Origin of the sequence: Butyricimonas sp. (assembly GCF_019423355.1) — a bacterium.
Classification (GTDB): Bacteria; Bacteroidota; Bacteroidia; order Bacteroidales; family Marinifilaceae; genus Butyricimonas; species Butyricimonas faecihominis.
The window spans coordinates 96296-121313 of record NZ_JAHZBP010000010.1; the positions used below are offsets into that span (position 1 = coordinate 96296).

22 protein-coding genes are annotated in these 25018 nt (G+C 44.1%); 17 read left to right on the plus strand and 5 right to left on the minus strand.

The genetic code is table 11. The features are described 5' to 3' along the window. Position 1 precedes the first annotated feature (1 nt). From QVC79_RS13770 to QVC79_RS13790, 5 genes are all read left to right on the plus strand, one after another. Entirely contained in the window at positions 2-1177 is a 1176-nt protein-coding gene (locus tag QVC79_RS13770; protein WP_287642499.1) for a FecR family protein, read from the plus strand. A gap of 175 nt (positions 1178-1352) precedes the next feature. Next, positions 1353-4880 (plus strand): SusC/RagA family TonB-linked outer membrane protein, encoded by a 3528-nt coding sequence (locus QVC79_RS13775; protein WP_270592563.1) that lies wholly within the window; start codon positions 1353-1355, stop codon positions 4878-4880. Between the two features lie 10 nt (positions 4881-4890). Further along, positions 4891-6399, plus strand: coding sequence for a RagB/SusD family nutrient uptake outer membrane protein (locus tag QVC79_RS13780; protein ID WP_270592566.1), 1509 nt, complete (start codon positions 4891-4893; stop codon positions 6397-6399). 10 nt (positions 6400-6409) lie between these two features. Then, positions 6410-7399 carry a hypothetical protein gene (locus QVC79_RS13785; RefSeq protein ID WP_124316152.1) on the plus strand — a complete coding sequence of 330 codons (990 nt, stop codon included), beginning with the start codon at positions 6410-6412 and terminating at the stop codon, positions 7397-7399. A gap of 60 nt (positions 7400-7459) precedes the next feature. After that, positions 7460-8659 carry a TlpA disulfide reductase family protein gene (locus tag QVC79_RS13790; RefSeq protein WP_124316151.1) on the plus strand — a complete coding sequence of 400 codons (1200 nt, stop codon included), beginning with the start codon at positions 7460-7462 and terminating at the stop codon, positions 8657-8659. Positions 8660-8737: 78 nt separating this feature from the next. On the opposite strand, the gene QVC79_RS13795 is transcribed toward QVC79_RS13790, so the two are convergent. Next, positions 8738-11170 carry a bifunctional UDP-N-acetylmuramoyl-tripeptide:D-alanyl-D-alanine ligase/alanine racemase gene (locus tag QVC79_RS13795; protein ID WP_124316150.1) on the minus strand — a complete coding sequence of 811 codons (2433 nt, stop codon included), beginning with the start codon at positions 11168-11170 and terminating at the stop codon, positions 8738-8740. Positions 11171-11382: 212 nt separating this feature from the next. Further along, positions 11383-12837: a cardiolipin synthase gene (gene cls / locus QVC79_RS13800; RefSeq protein ID WP_124316149.1), complete on the minus strand. Its 1455-nt coding sequence runs from the start codon at positions 12835-12837 to the stop codon at positions 11383-11385. 66 nt (positions 12838-12903) lie between these two features. Here cls and prmC point away from each other — a divergent pair, with 66 nt between their 5' ends. Both prmC and QVC79_RS13810 read left to right on the plus strand, forming a co-directional pair. Further along, positions 12904-13755: a peptide chain release factor N(5)-glutamine methyltransferase gene (gene prmC, locus QVC79_RS13805; protein WP_287642501.1), complete on the plus strand. Its 852-nt coding sequence runs from the start codon at positions 12904-12906 to the stop codon at positions 13753-13755. A 12-nt stretch (positions 13756-13767) separates the two neighbouring features. Then, positions 13768-14223: a regulatory protein RecX gene (locus QVC79_RS13810; RefSeq protein WP_087421026.1), complete on the plus strand. Its 456-nt coding sequence runs from the start codon at positions 13768-13770 to the stop codon at positions 14221-14223. A 1-nt stretch (position 14224) separates the two neighbouring features. On the opposite strand, the gene QVC79_RS13815 is transcribed toward QVC79_RS13810, so the two are convergent. Next, complete coding sequence (locus QVC79_RS13815) at positions 14225-14944, minus strand: Crp/Fnr family transcriptional regulator (protein ID WP_124316147.1); 720 nt, start codon at positions 14942-14944, stop codon at positions 14225-14227. A 22-nt stretch (positions 14945-14966) separates the two neighbouring features. Further along, a complete protein-coding gene (locus QVC79_RS13820; RefSeq protein WP_270592573.1) occupies positions 14967-16547 on the minus strand; it encodes an NAD+ synthase in 1581 nt (526 codons plus the stop codon). 149 nt (positions 16548-16696) lie between these two features. Between QVC79_RS13820 and QVC79_RS13825 the strand changes: the two genes are divergently transcribed. Further along, complete coding sequence (locus tag QVC79_RS13825) at positions 16697-17233, plus strand: 5-formyltetrahydrofolate cyclo-ligase (RefSeq protein WP_124316145.1); 537 nt, start codon at positions 16697-16699, stop codon at positions 17231-17233. Positions 17234-17557: 324 nt separating this feature from the next. Here QVC79_RS13825 and fdxA read toward each other — a convergent pair whose 3' ends face one another. Next, positions 17558-17728: a 4Fe-4S ferredoxin gene (gene fdxA, locus QVC79_RS13830; RefSeq protein WP_071595998.1), complete on the minus strand. Its 171-nt coding sequence runs from the start codon at positions 17726-17728 to the stop codon at positions 17558-17560. A 405-nt stretch (positions 17729-18133) separates the two neighbouring features. On the opposite strand from fdxA, the gene QVC79_RS13835 reads away from it, so the two are divergent. The 9 genes from QVC79_RS13835 to QVC79_RS13875 all read left to right on the plus strand — a co-directional run bounded on the left by QVC79_RS13835 (position 18134) and on the right by QVC79_RS13875 (position 24911). Continuing rightward, positions 18134-18601 carry a DUF6169 family protein gene (locus tag QVC79_RS13835; protein ID WP_270592575.1) on the plus strand — a complete coding sequence of 156 codons (468 nt, stop codon included), beginning with the start codon at positions 18134-18136 and terminating at the stop codon, positions 18599-18601. A gap of 166 nt (positions 18602-18767) precedes the next feature. Then, on the plus strand, positions 18768-19337 hold the full coding sequence (locus tag QVC79_RS13840) for a 50S ribosomal protein L25/general stress protein Ctc (RefSeq protein WP_027202775.1): 570 nt from the start codon (positions 18768-18770) through the stop codon (positions 19335-19337). Positions 19338-19357: 20 nt separating this feature from the next. Further along, on the plus strand, positions 19358-19927 hold the full coding sequence (gene pth / locus QVC79_RS13845) for an aminoacyl-tRNA hydrolase (RefSeq protein ID WP_087421030.1): 570 nt from the start codon (positions 19358-19360) through the stop codon (positions 19925-19927). Positions 19928-20069: 142 nt separating this feature from the next. Next, positions 20070-20441: an RNA-binding S4 domain-containing protein gene (locus QVC79_RS13850; protein WP_124316143.1), complete on the plus strand. Its 372-nt coding sequence runs from the start codon at positions 20070-20072 to the stop codon at positions 20439-20441. A gap of 93 nt (positions 20442-20534) precedes the next feature. Further along, positions 20535-21080, plus strand: coding sequence for a DUF4924 family protein (locus QVC79_RS13855; protein ID WP_027202772.1), 546 nt, complete (start codon positions 20535-20537; stop codon positions 21078-21080). Between the two features lie 36 nt (positions 21081-21116). Continuing rightward, positions 21117-22157 carry a hypothetical protein gene (locus QVC79_RS13860; protein WP_270592576.1) on the plus strand — a complete coding sequence of 347 codons (1041 nt, stop codon included), beginning with the start codon at positions 21117-21119 and terminating at the stop codon, positions 22155-22157. A 1-nt stretch (position 22158) separates the two neighbouring features. Then, entirely contained in the window at positions 22159-23376 is a 1218-nt protein-coding gene (locus QVC79_RS13865) for a M16 family metallopeptidase (protein WP_270592577.1), read from the plus strand. Between the two features lie 8 nt (positions 23377-23384). Next, positions 23385-24026, plus strand: coding sequence for an O-methyltransferase (locus QVC79_RS13870; RefSeq protein ID WP_124316140.1), 642 nt, complete (start codon positions 23385-23387; stop codon positions 24024-24026). A gap of 90 nt (positions 24027-24116) precedes the next feature. Next, on the plus strand, positions 24117-24911 hold the full coding sequence (locus tag QVC79_RS13875) for a thymidylate synthase (RefSeq protein ID WP_124316139.1): 795 nt from the start codon (positions 24117-24119) through the stop codon (positions 24909-24911). Positions 24912-25018: the final 107 nt, after the last annotated feature.

Sequence of the window (25018 nt, forward strand, 5' to 3'; positions counted from 1 at the left end):
GATGATGAAACATTACGATGAATATATCATACAATTAATCCAACTTTATCTCGTGGGGGATTTATCCGGGGAAGAAAAAGTGAAGTTGGAGGAGTGGGTTAGTCAAGATCCTTCGCGTGAAAAACTTTTTAAAGAGATTTGTGATGAAAAGAATGTTGCCCATGATTTTGGTATTTACGAGAATGTGAATAAAAATTCTGCATGGGAGAAGGTCATTTTGAAGGGAAACATCAAAGAGAAGCATAATACCCGTCGTTTAGGATGGTATAAATTCGTGGCTGCCGTGATGATTCCCTTGATGGTGGTGGCAGCGGGATATTTTATAAGAGAAACGAAACCGGGTGCCGAACAAAAGGGTTCGGAATTGGCCAGTATAGAACCCGGAAAGAGCAAGGCTATTCTTCGGTTGGCTGATAATCGGGTGATTGAAATCACGAGAGAACAAGAAACTCGTTTTGACGTGGCAGAAGGTATCGCGGCTACCAATAACTCGTTAGGAATGGTTTACCCGGAGCAGGTGGCAACGGGAAAGACGGAATATAACGTGTTGGAAGTTCCTCGTGGAGGAGAATACACGGTAACCTTGTCCGACGGGACGGTTGTTTACCTGAATTCGGGCAGTGAATTGCGTTACCCGGTGGCTTTCGGGGTAGAACGACGGGACGTGTTTCTTTCCGGAGAAGGATATTTTGAAGTGGCAAAAGATGCAAAACGGCCTTTTTTCGTGAACGCAGATAAATTAAAAATCCGGGTTTATGGAACTTCTTTTAACGTAAATACCTACAATCTTGCAAATGTTGAGACTGTTCTGGTCGAGGGAAAGATTGGCATTCAAGAAACGAATTCGGACATTGAATATTCGGTAATGCCGGGACAGTTGGCTCTTTATAACAGAGAGAAAGGCACTATGGAAATTCGGGATGTGGATGTGCGGCCTTACGTGGCGTGGAAAGAGCATGAGTTTATGTTTGATAACGAGAGCTTGGAAGAGATTATGAACACGTTGTCTTTATGGTATGACGTGGATGTGTTCTTCCAGACGGCAAGTTTGAAACAACTGCATTTTACCGGGCATTTGGGACGTTACGAGGAAGTTTCCCATATTCTCGATGCTATATCAGGAGTGACTCAGGTGAAATTCTCTGTGAAAGGAAGGACAATTATCGTGATGGAATAAAAGAATAGCGGAAAATGTTACGAGCATCTTCCGCCATTAATGATAATAGGACAACAGGCTAATGTTACGAGCAATGCCTGATTGTAAATACTAACATTCTAACTACAAAGGTATGGAAAAAATTCTATTATGCCTTAGGGTTTACCGACCCCATGGACAAAAATTTTGGAAAACGATGAAGCTTTTTATTTTTTTGATGTGTTGTTTCACATTTTCTCTTTCGGCAAATAGTTTTGCCCAACAGGAGAAAGTCAACTTGGATCTACAAGGAGTATCGATAAAAACGTTATTTAGCGAGATCCAGCGTCAGACGAATCTGCATTTTATTTTTAACACGGAACAAACCGAACAGTTGAATAAACTGACTGTAAAAGCAAAAGAGGAGTCCGTGAAATCCGTGTTGGATAGAGTTTTTGAGGGAACAGGTTTTACTTACACGTTCCGGGATAATATTATCATGGTCCGTTTCGAAGGGAAAAGTTCCGTGCAGCAAGCAAATAAGGAGATGGAAATTCGTGGTGTAGTGAAAGATAAAAGCGGGGAACCATTACCGGGCGTAACCGTGCTTATCGTGGGGACCCAATTAGGAACGGCCACGGGAATGGATGGTGATTTCTTGTTACGGGTTCCGGAACAGGACAGCGTGAGACTGCGTTTTTCATTTGTAGGGATGAAAACGAAGGATGTTCCTTATAAGAAAAATCAACCCGCTTTGGTTGTCGTGTTAGAGGAAGAAGCGGAGAGTATCGGGGAGATCGTGGTAACGGGATACCAGCAAATCGAGAAACGTAATTTGACGAGTTCTGTGGTGACGGTGAAAACAAGTGAACTAAAGACAATTGGAGCTTCGAGTATCGAACAGATGTTGCAAGGTGTGGTTCCGGGGCTTTCCGTGGTGAATACATCCGCGGCTCCGGGTGCGGCTCCTAAGATTCGTATTCGCGGTACGGCGACCATCTCCGGTAATGCAGACCCGTTATGGGTATTGGATGGCGTGATTCTAGAAAATTCTGTCCCGGTGACGGCTGCTGATTTGAACAGTCCGGACGTGATGAATATGTTCAATTCGGTGATTGGCGGTATTAACCCGAATGACATCGAGAGTATTACCGTGCTGAAAGATGCTTCTGCAACTGCTATTTATGGAACACGTGCTGCCAATGGCGTGATCGTGGTCACCACGAAGAAGGGAAAGGCCAATAGTTTTAACATAGCGTATCAACACACGTCAACGCTAAGTATTCGTCCTTACTACTATAATTTTGATTTGTTGAATTCGAAAGAACGTGTCACTTTGGCTTGGGAGAATTATGTGGATGGTTTGGATCTTTGGGGTGGTACTTATTCAGAAGGGACTTCCGGTTTAGAGGGATTGCTAAATAGCTACAGTTTAGGACAGATGACTAAAGAGCAAGTAAATTTGATGGCTAATAAACTGGAAGGTATGAATACGGATTGGTTTAAAATATTATTCCGTAATGCTTACACGCAAACTCATAATCTAAGTATTTCCGGGGGAACTGAGAAAACGAATTATTATATTTCTTTGAATTATAACGGCGAAGAGGGCGTCGACAAGGCCAGCGAGTACAAAAATTATGGTGGAATGGTGAAAGTGAATACGGAACTTTTCCAAGGTGTGAATATGGGGGCTATACTTCAGGTTGATCGTCGGGACCGGGAAATGTATCATTCTTCGATTGACCTGTTCAATTATGCCGTCCGTTCTTCAAGAGCTATCCCTTTACGGGAAGAAAGTGGTGATTTGCATTATTATCAGAGTACGGTAAGTGGTCGGGCCTATAAATTTAATATATTGAACGAGTTGGCAAATACCGGAAACGAGAGTACCCAGACGGATCTAAAAGGGATTGTCAGTTTGAATGTGAATTTGTACAAAGGATTAAAATACGAGGGGTTGTTTAGTTATTCTTCTTCTCATTCAACAGCCCGAGATTATGCTACTGAAAAAAGTGCTTATGTAGCGGATATTAGAGGGTACAATTATGGAGAAGGATCGGAAGAGGATATAGAAAAATCTCCGATGCCTTATGGTGGTGTGTATAATGAGACAACTTACGAACAGCGCTCTTCATTAATTCGTAACGGGTTAACTTACAAGGGAAGTCTGACAGAAGATTTGTCTATTGATGTGTTGTTGGGGCAAGAATTCAGGAATACAAATTATAAAGGTTTAAAATCAAATAATTACGGGTATTTCCATGACCGGGGAAATACATTTTATGAACCCGCTTTGGGAGAGAGTACAGGGAATTTGCAACGAAACAAAGTGACTCGTAGTCTGGTTGATCGTTCTAATATATCTTATTATGGTGTGGTTTCAGCCATGTATGGTGATCGCTACGTGTTGAATGCCAATATCCGTTTTGACGGATCGAATCTTTTCGGCTCTAATCCTAAATATCGTTACTTGCCTTTATGGTCTGTTTCCGGAAGATGGATTATCAGCAATGAATCATTTCTATCGGATAACGAGGTCCTAAGTAATTTGGCACTTCGAGCTTCTTACGGTTTAAGAGGTAATATCGTGGAGGATAGTAGTCCATCGATCATTGCCGCGGCTTTACCACCTAATGCGGTGACCGGTTTGTTCGAGATGGAAATTCAACAGGCTCCTAATCCTGATTTGAAATGGGAAACGACGGCTTCATTTAACGTGGGCTTGGAATTGGGGTTGTTTGATGATCGCTTGACTTTGGATGTTGATTATTATTTGGATGAAAGTAAAGACTTGATTGCTTACAAGAGTGTTTCGTCCGTCTCTGGTTTTACGGGAAAATATGTCAATTATGCCGATGTGCGCAATCAGGGGATTGATGTCTCTTTAAGTGGAACTCTTTTGAAAAATAAGGATTGGAGATGGACTGCCGCTTTCAACATGGGATATGTTAAGAATAAGGTAACGAAATCCAAGAGTACCGCACAGACTAAATATCTAGTACAAAGTGTTTATACGCCGGGTGAAGTATATGAAGGAAAACCTGTGAATGGTATGTTCTCGTATCGTTTTGCCAAGCTGGATGAAAAAGGTATGCCCATGTTCTACGATAAGGATGGGAAGGTACTTGGCGTGGATAGTGAGGAAATTGTGAACTTCCCTTATGATTTGGCGAATTTGAAATATGAAGGAACTCGTGACCCGATGTTCTCCGGAGGGTTGAATACCAGAGTATCATATAAAAACGTTTCTTTGTCAATGTTGTTCGCTTTCGGGTTGAAGAACGTGGTGCGTTTACCGGCTCGTGCGTATGTATCCGCTCCTTCTGCTGATGAAAATGTGAATAGTAGTATAAAAGATCGCTGGCGTCCGGGACAAGATAATACGGGTAAAACGATCCCGGCCCTATCTTTGGGTGATGGATATATCACGACGGCTGATGGTAATTTCTTTGCGACAGATTGGTATAATTTATCAGACCAAACGGTAGTTCCCGGTGATTATCTTCGTTTTAGAAACTTGATGATTGAATATCAATTACCTGTTCATTGGGTGAATAAAGTAGCTATTGGAGATCGTAAATTGGGAAGTGTTACTTTGAAATTTCAAGCTCAGAATTTATTCGTGATAGCGGACAAACGTTTGAAAGGGTATGATCCTGAGACGATTAATTATACGACAACATCTTATGGTTCTTTGCCGTTGGCTAGGACGTTTACTTTGGGCTTGAATGTCAATTTTTAAATGAAGGATTATGGAAAAGAAATATTTATATAATTTGCTGATCGTGGGCCTGTGTCTTGTCCTTGGGGCATGTAATGGTTATTTGGATGAAATACCGCAAAACAAGCAGAAACTATCTACAACAGATGATTATGATCAATTATTGAATAATGCGTATTTGACTAAAGTTGTACTTCCGTATATAGATGTTCTAACGGATGATATGGATTATATTGCTGCGGATCGTGATCCGGGATTTGCGAATAGTTCTGATACTTATTTGGGGGCTCACTTGTGGGATAATAGTATTGAAACGACTATGCCTAATGGAGATGAGGCTTTCGAAAATTTTTATAATAGCATCTTTAACACGAACGTTGTGATCGAGAATATTGATCATGCTGTCGGGGATGTGTTGGACGAAACAGTCGTTCGTCAGACTCGTAACCACATTAAAGGGGAAGCTTATGCTTTACGGGCTTTCCGTTATTTTTATTTGGTAAATATGTATGCATCTCCATACGATCCGGCAACTTGTGAAACGGCTCCCGGTATTCCGATTAATTTGGAAATCACGGCGGATGATAAGGTTTATCGCCGTTCTTCGTTAAAAGTTGTGTACGAACAGATTGTTGGAGACTTGGAAAAAGCGATTCCTTTATTGGAAGAAAATCCGATAAATAATGGTAAAACTCGTTTTTCTGCCATTGCAGCTAAGGCGCTGTTGGCAAAAGTATATTTATATATGCAAGAATGGGATCTTGCAATAGCACAAGCGCAAGAGGTGATAAAAGCTAATCCGGCATTGTTCGATTTGAGGGAGGCGGGAGAGAATCCTGTGATTTACACGGAATCTCCCTTGGCGTATTGGACTGCAGATAATGTTCCCGGTATAGGCTATTTGAGTGAGAAAAACTCAAACGTTCTGTTTGTGAATGGAATCAATGAGGTTTACAGGATTTTAAGTGGTGATAATGCTCAAACTGTTTTTTATCCGAGTGAAACGTTGTTCAATTCTTATGAACCGGGAGATGTACGTAGATATTATTTTATGCGTAGGAATACCCGGGGACGAATTCGCTACATGAAAAACAGGTATTATAGATTAAATTATCTAGACTTTGTTGTGCAGTTGAGTTCAGAGTATGGATATACTCGTGTTCTCCGAACAGAAGATATGTATTTAATTCTTGCAGAGGCTTATGCTCACAAGACGGATGGTATCAAGATGGCAGTCGGATATTTAAATACATTACGTGAGGTGAAATTCCGGGCTCAAGATTTTGAAACGACGGGACGACTTGATCCGGAAGATTTTAATCAACAGACCTTGTTGGAGACGATCTGGACAGAGAGAAGGCGGGAATTTTGTTTCGAAGAACAGCGGTGGTTTGACCTCCGGCGTACAACTCGTCCTTCAATTACACATTACGGGATTACCGGAAGTTCAACATTGCAAAAGGATGATCCTCGTTACGTGTTGCAAATTCCTCAAAAGGAACTGAATGTAAATCCAGAAATTGGTGCTAACCCTAGATAAACTGATAAATATGAAAACAATATATGGAATATTAGTACTGGTCGGCTGGTTGGTTATTGGTTCGGCCTGTCATGAAAGTAGTTTAACTCCTGAATTTACTTATAACGGACCAATTCCGGCCATTGTTGACGGGACTTCAGAGGCCCAGAAAATTTGTTATGATTTGTACCAGAAATATGATCATCACGTGTACTATACTTTAAGTGGGGATGAAGCCTTACGCACGAATGTGGGGATAACACAAACGAATATGATCGAGTATAATACTCCGGAGGCACTTCCCTTGGAGGCTGCGGATGAGGTGACTGCTGGGTCGTTCCTGAAATTATTGCGTACATTTTATAATGCATTACCTGCAGAAATAGTGAAGACAACGGTAATAAAACGTCAGGTATTGATAAAGAAAAATCTTTGGTATGATAATTTGGGTGAGTATGTCGGTTATTACGGGTTAATGTTGCCGACGCCGAATTTAAGTATCGGTTATATTGATGAAGCTCAGCAAGGAATTGTTTACTGGGGGGAGATGGATGATGATCTTGGGCCTCAACCGGAATTGTGGAAATACAGTATTGCAAGTAGTTTCTTCAGAACAAGAACATCGACTTATTTTACTTTAGATATGCCTTCTCCTGATGCTTTTATTCAGGTTTCGAAAGGCAAGTATTTTAACGAAATGTCTTACGAGGAACAGGATGAGGCAATGATGGATATGGTTGATTGGGAAACGGAAGAATGGAATATGGATTATCTGAGAAGTTTGGGTTTTGTGGATCCCTACGCATTTTTTATGCTGTCAAGTAAGTATTCTCCCAATGAAGACATGGCAAGCTATGCGACGTGGATTGTTTGTACACCCCTTGAAGAACGACAAGATATATTGGATACTTATCCTCTTGTACAAGAAAGATATAATCTGACTCTTGAATATTACAAGAATTACCTGAAAATCGATTTGGAAGAATTCAGTAAATTCTGGGTAAATGTGACAGTGGAATAAGCTAATGAAGGTATATATTTTTGATTGAACTTGTAGATAATAAATTTTAATATAGAAGGTATGAGAAGATTATTGTATGGTATTGTTTGTTTGGGAACGTTGGTTGCCTGTCAGCGGGAACCCGGTTATAAGATTAGCGGTTCTGTTCCCGGCACACCTGATGGAATGAAGGTGTATTTATATAATTGGAACACTCCGGTGGATTCGAGTGTCGTGAAAGGGGGAAAATTCGTTTTGACTGGGAAAGTGGATGTTCCGACACGCTATCAGTTGTTGATTGATTTATCTCCGGATAAGGTCGAATCATATGAGAAAGATTTGCGGGGATCGGATGTGTTTGTGGATAACGTGGATATAAAGTATGAAAGTCCTTCTATTGATTCTTTGCCTTCCCGTAACAGTTTTCGGCGAAAAGTGAAAGGAAACGTGACAGTAACGGGTTCGCCGGTGCATGATTTATTCTTGAGTTATCAAGAAAAGCTTAAACCTTATCGAACTAGGAATAGTGAGGCATGGGATAAATATTTGCAGGTTTATCATATCCCGGCAAGTGAGGGTGTGTTTAATACACGAGAGGGGATTGCGTTAACCCGGGAAATGAATGATGCCCAGAAAGAGATTACCCGAATTCAATGGGATTTCATAAAAGCTAATCCGAAGTCTCCGGTTTCCGTGGATGTGGCACAGAATATGGTTTATACTGCGAAATTCTCAAAAGCAGATATGGATAATTTGTTGCAGACTATAGATCCTTCCTTGCGTGAAACACCGGGGTATAAGCAATTGAAAGAGAGTTTGGAAAGCATCGCCCCGATCGCTTTAGGAGAAAAGTACAAGGATCTGGAGTTGGTGGATGAGAACGGTAAAACGGTGCAATTGTCTGATTACGTGAAACCGGGTCAATATAACATGGTAGAATTTTGGGCCTCTTGGTGTGGTCCGTGTCGGGGGGAGATTCCTCACTTGCGCCACGTGTACGATGCTTATGGAAAGGGGAAAGATGCCTTTAACATGATCAGCGTTTCGATCGATGACAAGGAAAAAGATTGGAAACAAGCTTTGAAAGAAGAGAATATGAAATGGACACAATTATGTGATTTGAAGGGTTGGAAAGGTGAGGTAATTAATAAATACAAAATACAAGGAGTTCCTTTCTGTTTGATTCTGGATAAAGAAGGACGTATTATAGATCACGGGGTGAGAGGTTCTGAGTTAGATGTTTTGTTGATCAAGTATTTAGGTGATCGTTATGAAGAGTAAATAGCTTCTCGTAAACATACACAGTGGAGAAATCCTTCCCAGTTCTGAAAAGAATGTAGGGAAGGGTTTTTATTTATATTATTCTTTGTAATATACTCGTTTCACGCGGTGAGAGATGCCCGTGAGGATTTCGTACGGGATGGTTCCCAGTTGCTCCGATAGTTCGGTGACGAGGATATGTTTCCCGAAAATCTCCACCTCGTCCCCGATGGTGGCATTCGTGTCCGTGACATCAATCATGCAGGTGTCCATGCAGATGTTGCCGATGATCGGAACTCTTTTCCCTTTGATGAACACGTTACCGACACGATTACTCAAGTGACGGTTTAGCCCGTCGGCATACCCGACCGGGATTACGGCAATCCGGGAAGGACGGGTGGTGTAACTTTTGCGCCCGTACCCGATGGATTGGTCTGTCGGGACATTCCGAATGGACGAGATGTAGGTTTTAAAACTACTTACAGGTTGGAGGTTAGCGTGTGTGGCACTGATACCATGTAAACCGATCCCGAGGCGGACCATGTCGAAGTGGTATTGTGGGAAGCGTTCGATCCCGGCGGAATTCAGGATGTGTCGCCAAATTTTATAGTTGAATTGGGCTTGGATTCGTTCGGTCATGCGTTCGAACAGGTGTATTTGTCCCAGCGTGAACTCGTCATGCACGGTTTCGTCGCTTCCTGCGAGATGGGAGAACATGGAACGGATGTACACGGAGCGTTCCGTTTGGAAAAATTCCAGTAACTGCGGGAGGTCCTGTTCGTCGAAACCGGAACGATTCATGCCGGTATTCAGTTTGATATGTACGGGGAATCGTTTGATCCCGTGTTTATTTAGCGCCCTGTTGAAATCTTCGAGAATGTCCAGCGCGTAGATCTCCGGTTCGAGGTTGAACATGATCATGTTGTCAAAGGCTTCCCGTTCGGGATTCATGACGGCAATTGGGATGGTAATTCCCGCGGCCCGTAATTCGATGCCCTCGTCGGCGAAAGCAACCATGAGGTAGTCTACCCGGTGATATTGTAGCAACGAGGCAATTTCACGGGAGCCACTACCGTACGAGAAGGCTTTGACCATGACGGCAATATGCGCATCGGTCAGTGACCGGAAATGATTCAGGTTGTGAACCATAGCGTCCAAGTCAACTTCCAATATGGTGCTATGTGATTGTTTTTGCAGGAATCCGGCAATGTATTCAAATTGAAAAGCCCGGGCGCCTTTGATCAGGATGATCTGGTTGTTGAAATTATCCCGTTCTTCTTGGCGGAGAAAATGTTCCGTGTCTTCATAGAATCGGGAATTAGCGGAAAAATCATGACGATGTTCACTTAAGTGTTTACCGATCCCGATGAACAGGGATATATTTGCTTGGCGGAGAGTCTCGGCAATAGAAGGGTATAAGTCGTCTCCGGCTTTTCCCGTATCCATGAAATCGGAGAGGATAACGACCCGCTCTTTTGAGGCATCCTGCGTTGCCAGTATATTCAACGCCAGTTGGAAAGAGGATGGGTCTGAATTATAGTAGTCGTTCACGAGCGTGCAATTATTGATCCCGTCTTTGATTTCCATGCGCATGGCAATGGCGGAAAGCTGTTGTACCCGTGAGGTGATCACGTCGGGAGAATATTGTTTTAATAGCAATATGCTGACGGCGTTCATGCAATTTTCGTAGGAGGCAATGTCCGGAAATGGAATATCAAGGATAAAGTGCTTATTACCGAATGTTACCTGTACTTCCCTGTGTCCAAGTGCGATGTTCATTGTTTTTACATGAATGTCAGCCTTCGGGTCTTCCCCCCAAAGAAGAAACGAGGTGGTAGAAGGTACTCGTGTTTTGATATATTCCAGCGCCTCACCTGTTTGCCCGATCACCCATTGGCAAGACGTGAATAGTTGTGCTTTCTCGGCTAGTTTTTCTTCTCTGGAGGCAAAGTTTTCACCGTGTGCATCCCCGAGATGCGTGAAAATGCCAATAGTTGGCTGTATCATCTGTTGCAAGTGCTGCATTTCTCCTTTTTGGGATATCCCGGCTTCGATAATGGCAATTTCGGTTTTTGGATCAATCCCCAGTAGAGATAGAGGAACTCCTACTTGCGAATTGTAACTCCGGGGACTGCGGTATACGGCGTGATCGTTTGCTAGGAGTTGGTAGAGCCACTCCTTTACGACAGTCTTCCCGTTGCTTCCGGTGATCCCGATGACCTCGGCTTGCGTGTGTTGTCGATGATGGGCAGCTAGCTGTTGTAAAGCAGTCAATACATTTTCAACGACAATGAAGTTGGCGCCTGTCAGTTGGTTGAATTCTTCTCGAAATTCACTGATGACAAAGGCTCGTACTCCATCGGTGTATAGTGTACGAATGTAATCGTGTCCGTTATGATTGTTCCCGGTTAAGGCAAAAAATAGGGTATGTTCAGGAGTAACAACAGAACGGCTGTCTATGCTGTATTCCGTGATTTCCACGGGTATCCCGCTATGTAAAGTACCGTTAATGATTTCGGCGATCTCGTTCATAATAATTGAAAATTGAAAATTGAAAATTGAAAATGAGGGATTTGCAATTTTCAATGGTGTTGTTCTTATAACTGCAAAGCTACGGATTTTAGAGGCTCGTTTTACTTGCTTGCTGGAGAAAATTTTGATGTAGGGTGAGGGTGTTGGGGAAATGAGGGAGAGGATGCCGGTTTCTCGCTAAACTCTGACTGAACAGGGATTGAAGTATAGGGTTAGAGCAACGGGGCGAAAAGTCGAGCTAGAGATTCCCGGATTTTATCCCGTTTCGGGCGGAATTTCCAGCGATGGATACTGATTTCGGAACTGCCTTTCAGGTCGTCCAGAAAATCGGAACCGAGTTGGCGACTGACGTTGCGGTCGTAGATGATGAGGTTGACTTCGAAGTTTTGTTCGAAACTACGTATGTCCATGTTGGCAGTACCCACGGAAGATACCAGTCCGTCCATGACGATTACTTTGCTGTGGTTGAATCCTTTACGATATTGAAATACTCTAACACCGGCTTCCAGTAGTTCCTCCACGTAGGAGCGTGTACACCAGTGCGTGAGTAGCGAGTCGGATTTATACGGGATCATGATACGCACGTCCACGCCGCTCATGGCGGCGGTTTTCAGCGAGTTGATCGTGGTTTCTCCCGGCATGAAATAGGGGGTCGAGATGAAAACGTACTTCTTGGCCATGTTGATTAGCGTGAAGTAGGCTTGTTGAATGGATGTCCAGTCGCTATCGGGACCGGATGCCACGGTTTGAACAACCACGTTGCCATCGACTTTCTTGTTGGGAAGGTATTCCGCCTTGTTCAGTAGAAGTTCCTGACGAACAAAGTACCAGTCAAACAGGAAAACCACTTGCAGGGAGGTGACGGCTTCCCCTTTCACTTTCAGGTGGGTGTCGCGCCAGATACCGATGCCGGGTAATCCGTGCAGATAACGGTCGGCGAAGTTTAACCCGCCAATGAACCCGGTGTCCCCGTCCACGACGACGATTTTCCGGTGGTTCCGGTAGTTCACCTTGTTGGTGAACAAGGGAAAACGCACGGGAAGAAACGGGTAGATCTGAATCCCGGCGACCTGCATCTCTTTGATGTAACGTTTGGGTAATTTCCACGACCCCACGTCATCATAGATCACGCGAACCTCCACGCCTTCCTTGGCTTTCGTGATAAGTAATTCCTTCAGTTTCTCTCCGAGTTCTCCTTTATCAATGATGTAATATTCGAGGTGAATGTATTTTTTGGCTTTGGCGATGGCCTTGAAGATCGAACTGAAGGTGGCCTCCCCGTTGTTGAGAATCTCGACCGTGTTATTCCGGGAGAGAAGGGCTTTGCTGTTGTTCAGGAGTAATGTCATCAACGGTTTCACTGCCTCCATGTCTTCTTTTTTCAACAATTCGGCTTTCTTGATACGTTGTTTCTGGTCTTCGCTCATGTATTGCAACCACTTGAAGTCGCCCAAGCCTTTCATGGAGAACATCTTGATCTTCCGGTAGTTCATGCCGAAATAGATGTAAAAGAGCAGCCCGATACCGGGGGCCAGCACGAGTACGAGTATCCACGCAAGTGTACGTACCGGATTTCTGTTTTCCAGTATGATCGTGTATATGATCGCCAAGATGGTGAGAATATACAGTACAATGCCAATGTCAATCGCAATACCCGTCCAGTTCACGCAATTAAATTTTCAATTTTCAATTTTCAATCTTCAATTAAACCGTATCTTTGTTCCATGAATACGATGTTTGATTTACAGCAATACGCATTACAGAAGCTAAAGGATACTTATACCGAGCATGAAATAAAAGTTTTATGCTCGCTCTCCTTTTGCAAGCTGTTGCATTATACAAATATAGACATACATCTTAAAAAACACGAATTTTTAGCAAAAAGCTTTATCGATAAATTCGTTCAAATCGTGGAGGAGTTAAAAACGGATAAACCGATCCAGTATATATTGGGAGAAACGGAATTTGCCGGTATTGATTTTCAGCTAAATAGCGAAACCTTGATTCCCCGACCGGAGACGGAAGAACTGGTGATGTGGATCGTGGAATCGGGTGTGCAGCCGGGTGCGAGTGTCTTGGATATTGGAACGGGGAGTGGGTGTATCATCGTGTCGTTGGGTAAGTTGTTGAAAGGAGTACGGCTTTGTGGGGTGGATATTTCCCCGGCGGCCGTGCGACAAGCTGCCGACAATGCCCGGAGAAATGGTGTGGAGGTGAAATTTGAAGTACGTGATATATTGCGTTACGAGGAATGGGAATGGCCCGGTTTCGACGTGATCGTGAGCAATCCACCTTATGTGCGGGAGTCGGAGAAGGCGCTTATGCACGATCGGGTGTTGAATTATGAACCCTCTCGGGCTCTTTTCGTGCCGGATACCGACCCGTTAATGTTTTACCGGAAGATTGCCGGATTCGGTCGTGATCATCTGAATCGTGGAGGAGTGCTGTTTTTCGAGATCAACGAGGCTTTTGGGAAAGAAACCGTCGAGTTACTTCGGGAGATGGGGTACGAGGAGGTTGAGTTGCGGAAGGATATTAATGAACGGGAGAGAATGGTGAAAGCCCGGGGAAATTTTAAATTCTAAATTACATCGAAAGTGGATGCGAAGAAAGCGTTGAATATTGTTGCCGGGCAGTGTAGTAAAAAGGAGTATTGTAGTTTTGATATTCTTAAAAAGTTACAGCGGTGGGAGTTAGAGGAAAAGGATATTGCCGCGGTCATGGAGTTTTTGGTGAAGAATCATTTCTTGGATGATACTCGCTTTGCGGAGGCGTATGCCCGGGATAAGCATCGTTTTAATCGCTGGGGAAAGTTGAAAATCATGCAGATGCTCCGGCAAAAGCGTGTGCCGGAACGTATTATCGAACAGGCGTTGTCCTCTTTACCCGATGAGGAAAGTGACGCCACGTGTCTGGCGCTGTTGAAACAAAAGAATCGGGGCCTGAAAGAGGAAGATCCCTATAAACGAAAAGCAAAGCTTTTCCGCTTTGCTTTGAGTCGTGGCTTTGATTATGAAACCATCAGCCGGTGTATCGATCAATTGCAGGATTGAATTATCCCATATCGCTTACTTTTTCCAGCGCTTCCATGTTCGTGATCTTGATTTGCTTGCCGGAAAGTTCCAGTATGCCTTCCGAGGCAAAGTTGGATAGCGTGCGGATGGCATTGGAGGTGGTCATGTTCGAGAGATTGGCCATATCTTCCCGCGAGAGACAAATTTTCAACGTCATGTTATCATCCTCGAACCCGTAAGTGTCTTTCAGCACGAGCAAGGCCTCAGCCAGACGTCCGCGAATATGTTTTTGCGTGAGTGTTACTGTTCGGCGATTCGAGAATCCGAGGTCGGTAGCCAACGCCCGGATCACGTTCATGGCAACATCCGAGTTGCTGCGCACGATACCGAAAATAAGCTCTGTTTTCATGATGCAGACAATGGATTCCTCGAGTGCCTCCGCTGATGCGATGTGCATTTCCTCGGCAAAGAAAGCCCGGTAGCCGATGAATCCGACGGGTTTTGCCATACGCACGATCTGTTCCCGTCCTGCGATACCTTTCTTGGCGATTTTAGCTTTCCCGGTGATCAGACAAATTAACCCGAAAGGTTTATTCCCTTCTTCGTAAATCAAGTCTCCTTTCCTGTACATTTTGCAAATGCTGGTTTGGCGAATAATGCTTTTGCTACTTTCGTCAAGACTTGCAAAAAGGGAATTGGGACTATCAATGCAAATGTTGCAATATTTTTCGTGTAACTCTTTGTCTTTTATCGTTCTCATAAACTCGTTCTCTTATCTGGTGTTATAGTTTGGCAACAAGTGGCATACGGCGTCCGCTGCCGAACGCTTTTTTACTGACTTTCAGTATAGGTGGGCATTGTGCCCGTTTGTAGTCGTTACGATTGACCAAGGTTATCGTTTTTTCAACGATTTCTGGGGCGAATCCTTTCGCTATGATTTCCTGTTTGGAACTATTTTCTTCGAGATATAGTTTCAAGATAGCGTCGAGTGTGTCGTAATCCGGTAGGGAGTCCTGATCTTTTTGCCCGGGCCGCAGTTCAGCAGAGGGGACTTTCGTGATGGTATTCTCCGGGATCAATTCCCCGTTTCGGTTCATGTAACGGGATAATTTGTACACGTCGGTTTTGTACACGTCGCCCAGCACGGAAAGTGACCCGCACAAGTCCCCGTACAGGGTTCCATAACCCACGGCTGCCTCGCTTTTATTGGAGGTGTTCAAAAGGATATGCCCGAATTTATTGGAAATGGCCATAACGAGAGACCCGCGAATACGGGCTTGTAGGTTTTCTTCGGCCACGTTGAAGGGAGCATCCTTGAAGACAGGGTGTAGTGTGGCGATAAAGTTGTCGTATATTTCTTTTATGGGTAAGGTTTCGTGTGAGATCCCCAAGTTTCTTGCCAGATCAACGGCATCCGTGACAGAGTGGTCGGTGGAGAAACGGGAAGGCATCAGTATGCCCAGCACGTTTTCTTTTCCAAGGGCTTCTGTAGCCAACGCGGCAACGAGGGCCGAATCGATTCCCCCGGAAAGTCCGAGTACGGCTTTCGAGAACCCGTTTTTGTGGAAGAAATCTTTTATTCCGAGGATAAGTGCATCGTGAATAAGAGCAATGGTATCCGGTCCTTTTTCTTTGAGGGCCGGGGCATTAAGCAGTCTTTCCGTGTCGATGACCATGAAATCTTCTTTGAACGCGGCTAATTTGTATGTTGAAATCCCTTTACTGTTGACCACGAAGGAGTTTCCGTCAAATATCAGGGAGGCGTTCGCTCCCACGTGATTGAGTGATATGAGCGGGCATTTCTGTTTACGCGCGATGTATGATAGACTTTCTTTCCGGTAAGCAAAACTTTCCGTGGTGAAAGGTGTCGAACCGACATGTACGATGATCGTGTCGGTCTTCTCGATCATGTTGGATTCGTACTCGTCGAAGATTACCCGGATATTCTGGTTCTTGTAGCGTAGGGGCGTGTTGGATTCTCCCGGGATGAAGTACCGGCTCTCGTCGAAAACGTCGTAGTCGCTCAATATGGTTTTGTTTACCCCGCCTCGCACTTCTCCGTCGTACATGAAAAACATGGCGTTCATCAATATGCCATCTTCCAAGTCTAGGTTCGGGCCGCCCACTAATGCCGCTATGTTATGACATTGCTCGGCGATCTTTTCAATGCTGATACGGCATTCGTTCACGAAATATTCTTTCTCGAAAAGGTCTTGCGGGTAAGCCCCACAGATGGCGTGTTCAGGAAAAAGAACGAGTTCCGCTTTCATGGCTTTCGCCTTTTTTATGGCAGCAATAATAAGGTCCTTATTTTTGGAAATATCTCCGATGTGGTAGTTGATTTGAGGTATCGCTATTTTCATAATTCTGCACGTTGTATCCCTTGACGGGATGGATTGTTGGTAAGCGTCCAAATATATCTGATAACTCTTTGGCAGCTTGTTTTGTTTATTGCTGCAAAAGTACGATTTTTGCGCAAAATAATGAATAAAGATTCGGAAGATTGTTTACCATGGATAAAAAAGAATTGCGAAAACAAGTTAAAGTTTTGAAAAGCCAGTATTCTCTGGAACAAAAGGTGGAGATGTCTCGTCCCTTGTGGAAGGAGTTGGAACAGACGGATTTTTTCAAGGAGGCCCGGACCGTGTTGCTCTACTGGTCGATGGACGACGAGGTGTTCACGCATGATTACGTCTGCAAGTGGGCGGGGAAGAAGACTGTCCTGTTGCCTTGCGTGAAAGGGGACATGTTGGAATTACGGGTGTTCAAGGGCATGGAATCCCTGCAACCGGGGGAGGCTTTCGGCATACTGGAGCCTGTTGGCGAATTATACACGGATTACGACGCAATTGACTTGATTGTCGTGCCGGGCGTGGCTTTTGATCGCCACGGGAATCGTCTGGGACGAGGTCGCGGGTATTACGATAAGATTTTGAAAGAGACACGTGTTGCCCGGAAAGTGGGGATTTGTTTCGGATTCCAGTTCGTGGAAGAGGTGCCTGTTGATGAGCTGGACGTGCGGATGGATCTCGTGATTCATGGGATTTAACGGGGCTTTCCTTAGGTAAAGTTTGAAAATTGGGTGGTTGTTGGGCGGTTGTTGGGTGACTGTTAGGCGCTGTCGCCCGATTGTCGCCGCCTTATCGCCCGATTATCGCCGCCATTTTAACAAAGTATAAGTAAAAATAACTTTGGCCACGTGCCGGTTGTTCATGGGAACAAGGATACGACTTGCAAACAAGCGTGAGGAATCGTGCTTTTACAACCCCGTGAGAAGGGTTGATTTGAGGAAGTTATCGGTAATGGTTTCGAATAGGTATAAAAAGAAAGCTGCCCCGAGAGAGGCAGCTTTGTTCTTTTCTTTTTATGATGATTAAGCTTCTTTCGGAGCTCCAACAGGACATACACCAGCGCAAGCCCCGCATGAGATACATTCATCAGCATTGATTTGATAGTGATCATCACCCATAGAGATTGCTCCTACCGGGCACTCTGATTCACATGCTCCACAAGAAATACAATCATCAGATATTACGTAAGCCATTTCTAAAAAAATTTGTTTGTTAATAATGACGCGAAAATAAGACCTATAATTGAAACAAAAAACTTTTTCAGAATAAAAAGGGTTGTTCCGTGTGAAAACTAGTCATTGAAAATGGCGGATTTTTGATTGTTTATTGTTGATTTTCAGTGTGTTGTTTAAAGTGTTGGCGAGATGAGGGTAAATGCTTATTTATATTGATTGTAAATGATATTAATTCGTGACATTGTTATGGAGTTTGGATTGTTATTTGTATCTTTGTATTTGTAAATAAGGACTTAAAAATCATTGAAATGAAAACACCAAAAGTAGAAACGAAAAGTTTTTTCCAAAAATTGTTGGAGGATAAGCGTGCTATTCGGGAGTGTATTCAGAAGAATGGTGATTTGAAAAAATTAGCTAAAGAGCGTGATATCAAATTTGCAACTCCCGTATCATATCGTTCAGACAGATGATCTGGCATATAAATTTATAACGCAAAGCGGTGTTGTTTACGCCGCTTATTTTATTGATATTAGTGAAGCTTTCGGGGCCGATCATGTTTATACTTTTTCTTTTGATGCAGTGGGGAAACCTGTGAATGATGGGAGGGTGCGTTACACGATTGTCAAGATTTTGAGTGATTTTTTTCAAGTAAATCAAAATTCGCTTATTGTTGTTTGTGAGACTTGTGATAAGAAGGAGAATGTTCGTTTTCGATTATTTGAAAAGTGGTATTGCCAAACAGGTGAGCATGACATTGAGAAAATTGATGCATTTGTGGATCATGCAGACTATAATTTTCGCTCCTCTCTTTTGCTTTTCAAAGAACATCCTCGTTACCAAGAGATCAAGGGGATATATGACGAGTGGGTAAAAAGTGAGATGGAGAAATGAAGATAATCGCTTTGAAAAAAAGTGTTGTGATTCTGATAATTTGTTCGTACATTTGCGCCGCATTAAAAGTACGGGGATAGTTTTAAACGTGTAATGGGAATGCAGACGTGGCTTATAACCCCGGGGCATCAGTCTGGATTTGAGTAGCACAAGCAATGTTATTATTATGCAAGTATTTGATTTAAAAGGAGAAGTAAGAAACGATTTAGGCAAAAAAGCTACCAAGGCTGTAAGATATGCGGAGAAAGTTCCATGCGTTCTTTATGGTGGAGAGGCAAACGTTCATTTTGCGGTTTTGGATAAAGATTTGAAGAAACTTCTTTACACTCCTAATGTATATCTGGTAAATTTGGATCTTGATGGTAAATCTTACGGTGCCGTGATGAGAGATATTCAATTCCACCCGGTGACGGATAAGGTTTTACATATTGATTTCTACCAGACCTCAGAGGATAAGCCAGTTGTAATGGACGTTCCTGTTCGGGTAACGGGACACGCAGCCGGAGTTCAAGCCGGAGGTAAGTTGGCAATCATCACTCGTAAGTTGAAAGTAAAAGCTCTTCCGAAAGATATGCCGGATGAAGTGGTTGTTGATGTTACTTCTTTAGGTGTCGGTAAGGCTATTAAAGTACAGGATATTCACGTGGAAGGCGTAGAGTTAATGAATGCCAAGAGCGTTGTGGTTGCTCAGGTTAAATTGACAAGAGCTGCAAGAGCTGCACAAAGCGCTCAATAGTAGTTTGAAAAAATAGACAGATGAAATATCTTATTGTGGGATTGGGCAACATAGGTCCCGAGTACCAGAATACACGACATAACATCGGATTTAAAGTATTGGACGCCTTTGCTAAGGCGTCCAATGCTGTTTTTGAAGATATGCGTTATGGTGCGGTTGCCACGGTGAAGTTGAAGGGACGTACCTTGATTTTGTTGAAACCGAACACGTACATGAACTTGAGTGGTAAGGCGGTCAGTTACTGGATGCAAAAAGAGAAAATCGAGTTATCGAATCTTTTCGTGGTGGTGGATGACTTGGCGTTACCTTTCGGGACGATCCGTTTGAGAGGTAAGGGAAGTGACGGGGGGCATAACGGTTTGAAGAGTATTAACCAGTTGTTGGGCACGCAAGATTACGCCCGTTTGCGTTTCGGTATCGGAAACGAGTTCCCCAAGGGAAAACAGGTGGATTACGTGTTGGGAGAGTGGTCTTCGGAGGAAGAGGAACGTTTCCCGGCCATGTTGAAGCATTGCGGGGAGGTGATCGAGAATTTTATTTTTATCGGGGTAGATAAGACGATGAGCCTGTGTAATAATTTGCGATTTTAGATTTACGATTTGTGATTTTGAAGTCGTGACTCCGAATTTTAAAATGAATATTTCAGGTTCGTGATTTCAGGTTGGCATTTGTTTTGTCATTTGCAGAATAAGTTTTAGCTTTGACAGATTGTAAGTTATAAATGAATAAGCCGTGGAGAAGGTTAGAATAGATAAATGGCTGTGGGCGGTTCGAATTTTTAAAACCCGCTCGTTAGCTGCAGAAGAATGTGGTAAAGGTCACGTCTCTATCGGTGATGCGCACGTGAAAGCGTCCCGGGAGGTAAAGGTCGGGGATGTCGTGAAAGTACGGGTCCCGCCGATTGAACGGGAGTACGTGGTGAAACAAATTACCGATAAACGAATGTCTGCCCAGTTGGCCGTCGATTTCGTGGAAGAGATCACCCCGCAGGAGAAACTGGATATTCTCCGGGGAACTTTCATGCAATTCGAGAGCCGGGATCGTGGTTCGGGACGTCCCACGAAACGGGATCGGAGGTTGATTGATAAACTCAAAGAACTATAAAATTTTAGATTTAATGATTTTAGATTTTAGATTCCAGCCGCACAAGGCCCACGTTTTTAATCGTAAATCATGAATCGTAAATCGTAAATTAGTATGTTGATAGCACGCGAGAAGAGAAAGAGTAATGTGGCCGAATATATCCTGTATATGTGGCAGGTGGAGGATATGTTGAGGGCGATGCAGATGGATATTGAGCTGGTGAACCGGAACGTGGTGAGCCAGTTCGGGGGGGATGACGCGACACGGAAGGAGATCAGCGATTGGTATGACAACTTGATCGAGATGATGAGGAAAGAGGAGGTGACGAAGAGCGGGCACGTGCAGGTGGTGAAGAACATGGTGAACGAGTTGACGGAGTTGCATTTCCATTTACTCCATAACGTGCAGGATATGAAGTACAAGCAGTTGTTCATGATGGCCGCGAATAATTTGCTGGATTATCGCCGGAAGACGAACTTGCCGGAGGAGGTTTCCGATGTCGAGCTGGCACTTCATGCTCTTTACGGTCATTTGATGTTGCGATTACAGAAAAAAGAGATAAATTCGCAAACGACAATGGCAATGGAGACGTTTAGCCGGATGCTGGCTTACCTAGCTCTGCGGTACAAAGAGGTGGAGGAGAACGAGGAGATGATGTGATTTGTTGTCGAGTAATTCATGATTAAATCAATCGATATGAAGAAATTATTATTATTGGCAATTGTTTTGTTCGGAGCGGTAAACGCTTGGGCTGAGGAGGGATCAAAGGAGTTTAAGAAGAGCTTTCCCGCGGCATCCATTAACGAGTTGACGGTTACGAACCGCTATGGGAATATCGATGTTAAGCAGGAAGGTGACGAGTTTTCCATCACGACTTCCGTGTGGGTGGAGGCAAAAACAAAAGCCAAGGTTGACGAGATATTAGAGTATATTTCCATAACGGCTAAGGAGCAAGGGGCTGTGTTGAACGTGGAGACGTTGTTCCAGAAGGATATGAGCCTGCGGCAGATGTTCGCGGGGGTGACGGTGAGCGTTGACTATCATATTAAGGTTCCGAAAGGTAAGAAAGTACGTCTGGTATGCACAGAGGGAGGCGCCTCGGTGGCCGATTTCGTGGGGGATATGAGCGTGGAGATCGTATCCGGTAATTTCAAGGCCAATTCCGTGACGGGTGGAGAGTTTTCCGTGAAACAGAATAAGGGAGAATTTGAGGTGGAGAAATTGGGAAACATGACGGCCGAGTTCAAATCCTGTAAGGTGAAGATCGGGGAAGGGAAGGAGATGAAACTGGATTGCACGTCAACGACTTTGCAATTGATGGAGGCGGATAAACTTTCGTTGAAGACATCGGGAGGAACCTGTTATCTGGGGATGGTCGAGGATATGGACGGGACTTCTTTCTACACGAAATACGAGGTGCAGGATATTGGCGGGTCGCTCAAGATGGATATGCGTTGGGGCGAGTTGAACGTGCGTAATATCAATTTCTCGTTCGCTACTGTTGACGTGAAAGGTTCTTCCACGAAGGTGGGATTGACTTTCATGGAAGGATGCGGTTACACCCTGGAGTTGGCACGTAATAAAAATTTGAAGGTGGAATTGCCCGAGGGCGTGGCACTGGAGAGTAAACCGACGACGGATAAGAATACCGTGCTGGAGACCGGGTTTATCGGGAATAAAAAATACGCGGGAAAAGTGAATCTGAATTTGTCGGGAGGAAGTCTTTTTATTCAATAAAATGTATCAAACACATATATTTGCTAATGGATTACGATTAATCCATAACTATGTTCCGAATAAAGCCGCTTATTGCGGGTTGATTATAAACGTGGGGAGCCGGGATGAACGGGAGGATGAACTGGGGATGGCTCATTTTATAGAACACGTGATTTTTAAAGGTACGGAGAAACGTAAAGCCTATCATATATTGAGTCGTCTGGAGGATGTCGGGGGTGAGTTAAATGCTTATACCACGAAGGAGGACACGTGCGTGTATGCCACGTTTATGGCAAAGGATTACGAGCGTACGTTGGAATTGTTTGCCGACATCGTGTTTCATTCGATGTTCCCGGAGAAGGAGATAGAGAAGGAGAAAGACGTGGTACTGGATGAGATAAACTCGTACAAGGATAACCCGGGAGAGCTGATTTTCGACGATTTCGAGGAGTTGATTTATACCGGTTACCCGATCGGGCGGAATATTCTGGGCGACGAGGCTTCCGTGGAACGGATTTCCCGGGGTATGGTGCTGGATTTCGTGAGACGTAATTATTTCACGAACCGGATGGTGATTAGCTCGGTCGGGGATATCCCGTTCGAGAAGTTGGTGCGTCTGGTGGAAAAGTATTTTTCGCCTTACGAGGCCGGAACTCCATTGAGGACCCGGATTAAGCCGGAAATTTACACTCCCCGTTTCGTGGAAATGGATCGGGACACGCACCAAAGTCATTGTATTATCGGGAATATCGCTTACGATTACACGGAGGATAACCGATTAGCCTTATCGCTGTTGATGAACTTGTTGGGAGGGACGGGAATGAATTCCCGTTTGAATTTGAATATCCGTGAAAAATACGGTTTGGCTTATAATATCGAGGCGTCGTACACGCCTTATTCGGACACGGGGGTATCCATGATTTATTTCGGTTGTGATCCGGAAAATGCCGAATGGTGTCTGAATTTGTGCAAGAAGGAGATGCGGGCCTTGTATGAAGAAAAATTGGGACCCTTGCAGTTGAAACGAGCAAAGGCTCAGATGGTGGGGCAACTGGCTATCTCGTCGGAGAATTACGAGAACTTGATGTTGTCGATCGGGAAGAGTTTCCTGATTTACGATAAGGTGGATAGTCTTGAAGATATTTATACCCAGATCGAGGAAATTACACCGGAGTTACTGATTCGGGTGGCGAAGGAGGTCTTCGACGTGGAAAAGCAATCTGTATTACTATATAAATAGAGACTGTCATGTTGGAAATGGATGCTGAATTGGAACAATATATATTGGCGCATAGCGAGCCGGAGGGGGAAGTGTTGGCCGAGTTGTCAAGGGCGACCCATCTGAATGTATTGCGTCCGAGAATGTTATCCGGGAATTTGCAAGGGCAGTTCCTGAAAATGATATGTCGGATGATTGGCGCCCGTCGGGTGCTGGAGATCGGGACATACACGGGGTATGCCGCTATTTCGATGGCTGCCGGGGTGGAGGAAGGGGGAGTGCTGCACACGATTGACGTGAACGACGAGTTGGAAGATTTCACTCGCCAATATATTGAAAAAAGTGGTTTGCAGGAGCGTATCGTTTTTCACGTGGGGGATGCTTGCGAGATTATTCCCACGCTGGATGAAATGTTTGATTTGGTGTTTATCGATGCCGATAAACGGGAATATTCGGAATATTATCGCTTGGTATTTGATAAGGTTCGTCACGGGGGAATCATTGTCGCGGACGACGTATTGTGGGATGGCAAGGTGGCGGATCCGCGAGTGAAACCGGATGCCCAAACGAAAGGTATATTGGACTTTAATGAAATGGTACAGGCCGATAGCCGGGTGGAGAATATCCTGTTGCCTGTTCGTCACGGGCTAATGATCGTGAGAAAAGTTTAGAATTTAAAATTTAAAGGCTATCTTTGTTCTATCATCTATTGAAAATTGAATAGCGCATTTTCAATTTTCAATTTTCAATTTTCAATTATTATGAGGCAATATTTAGATTTACTGGATAGGATTTTGAAGGAGGGGACAGTGAAAGAGGACCGGACTGGGACGGGAACGATTAGCGTGTTCGGTCACCAGATGCGGTTTAATCTAGAAGAAGGTTTCCCTTTGTTGACCACGAAGAAATTGCATTTGAAGTCAATTATATACGAGTTGTTGTGGTTCCTGAACGGCGATACGAACGTGAAGTATTTGCACGATCACGGGGTGAGTATCTGGGATGAATGGGCAGATGAAGAGGGTGGATTGGGACATATCTATGGTTACCAATGGCGTTCATGGCCTAAGCCGGACGGGACTTCTCTGGATCAGATTTCCCAAGTGGTGCATGACATCAAGCATAGTCCGAATTCCCGTCGGTTGATCGTGAGTGCATGGAATGCCGGGGATATTGAAAATATGGCATTGCCCCCTTGTCACGCATTGTTTCAGTTTTACGTGGCTAACGGGAAATTGTCCTGCCAATTGTATCAGCGTAGTGCCGATACTTTTTTGGGTGTGCCGTTTAATATTGCCTCGTATGCTTTGTTGACGATGATGATGGCGCAGGTGTGTGGTTTGAAACCGGGAGAATTTGTACATACCTTGGGTGACACGCATATTTACTTGAATCATATCGAACAGGTGAAATTGCAGTTGACTCGTGAACCCCGTGCCTTACCCCGGATGGAAATCAACCCGGACGTGAAAAATATATTCGATTTTAAATACGAAGATTTCACGTTGTGCGATTATAACCCGCATCCACATATAAAGGGGGCGATATCGGTATAATGTAGAATTTAGAGTTTAAAATTTAGAATGAAAAGATTCCCGAAGGCGGGGAGTATTCTAGCTCTCCCTCTGCCAGAGAAAGCTAAAAGGTAAAAGTTAAAAACTAA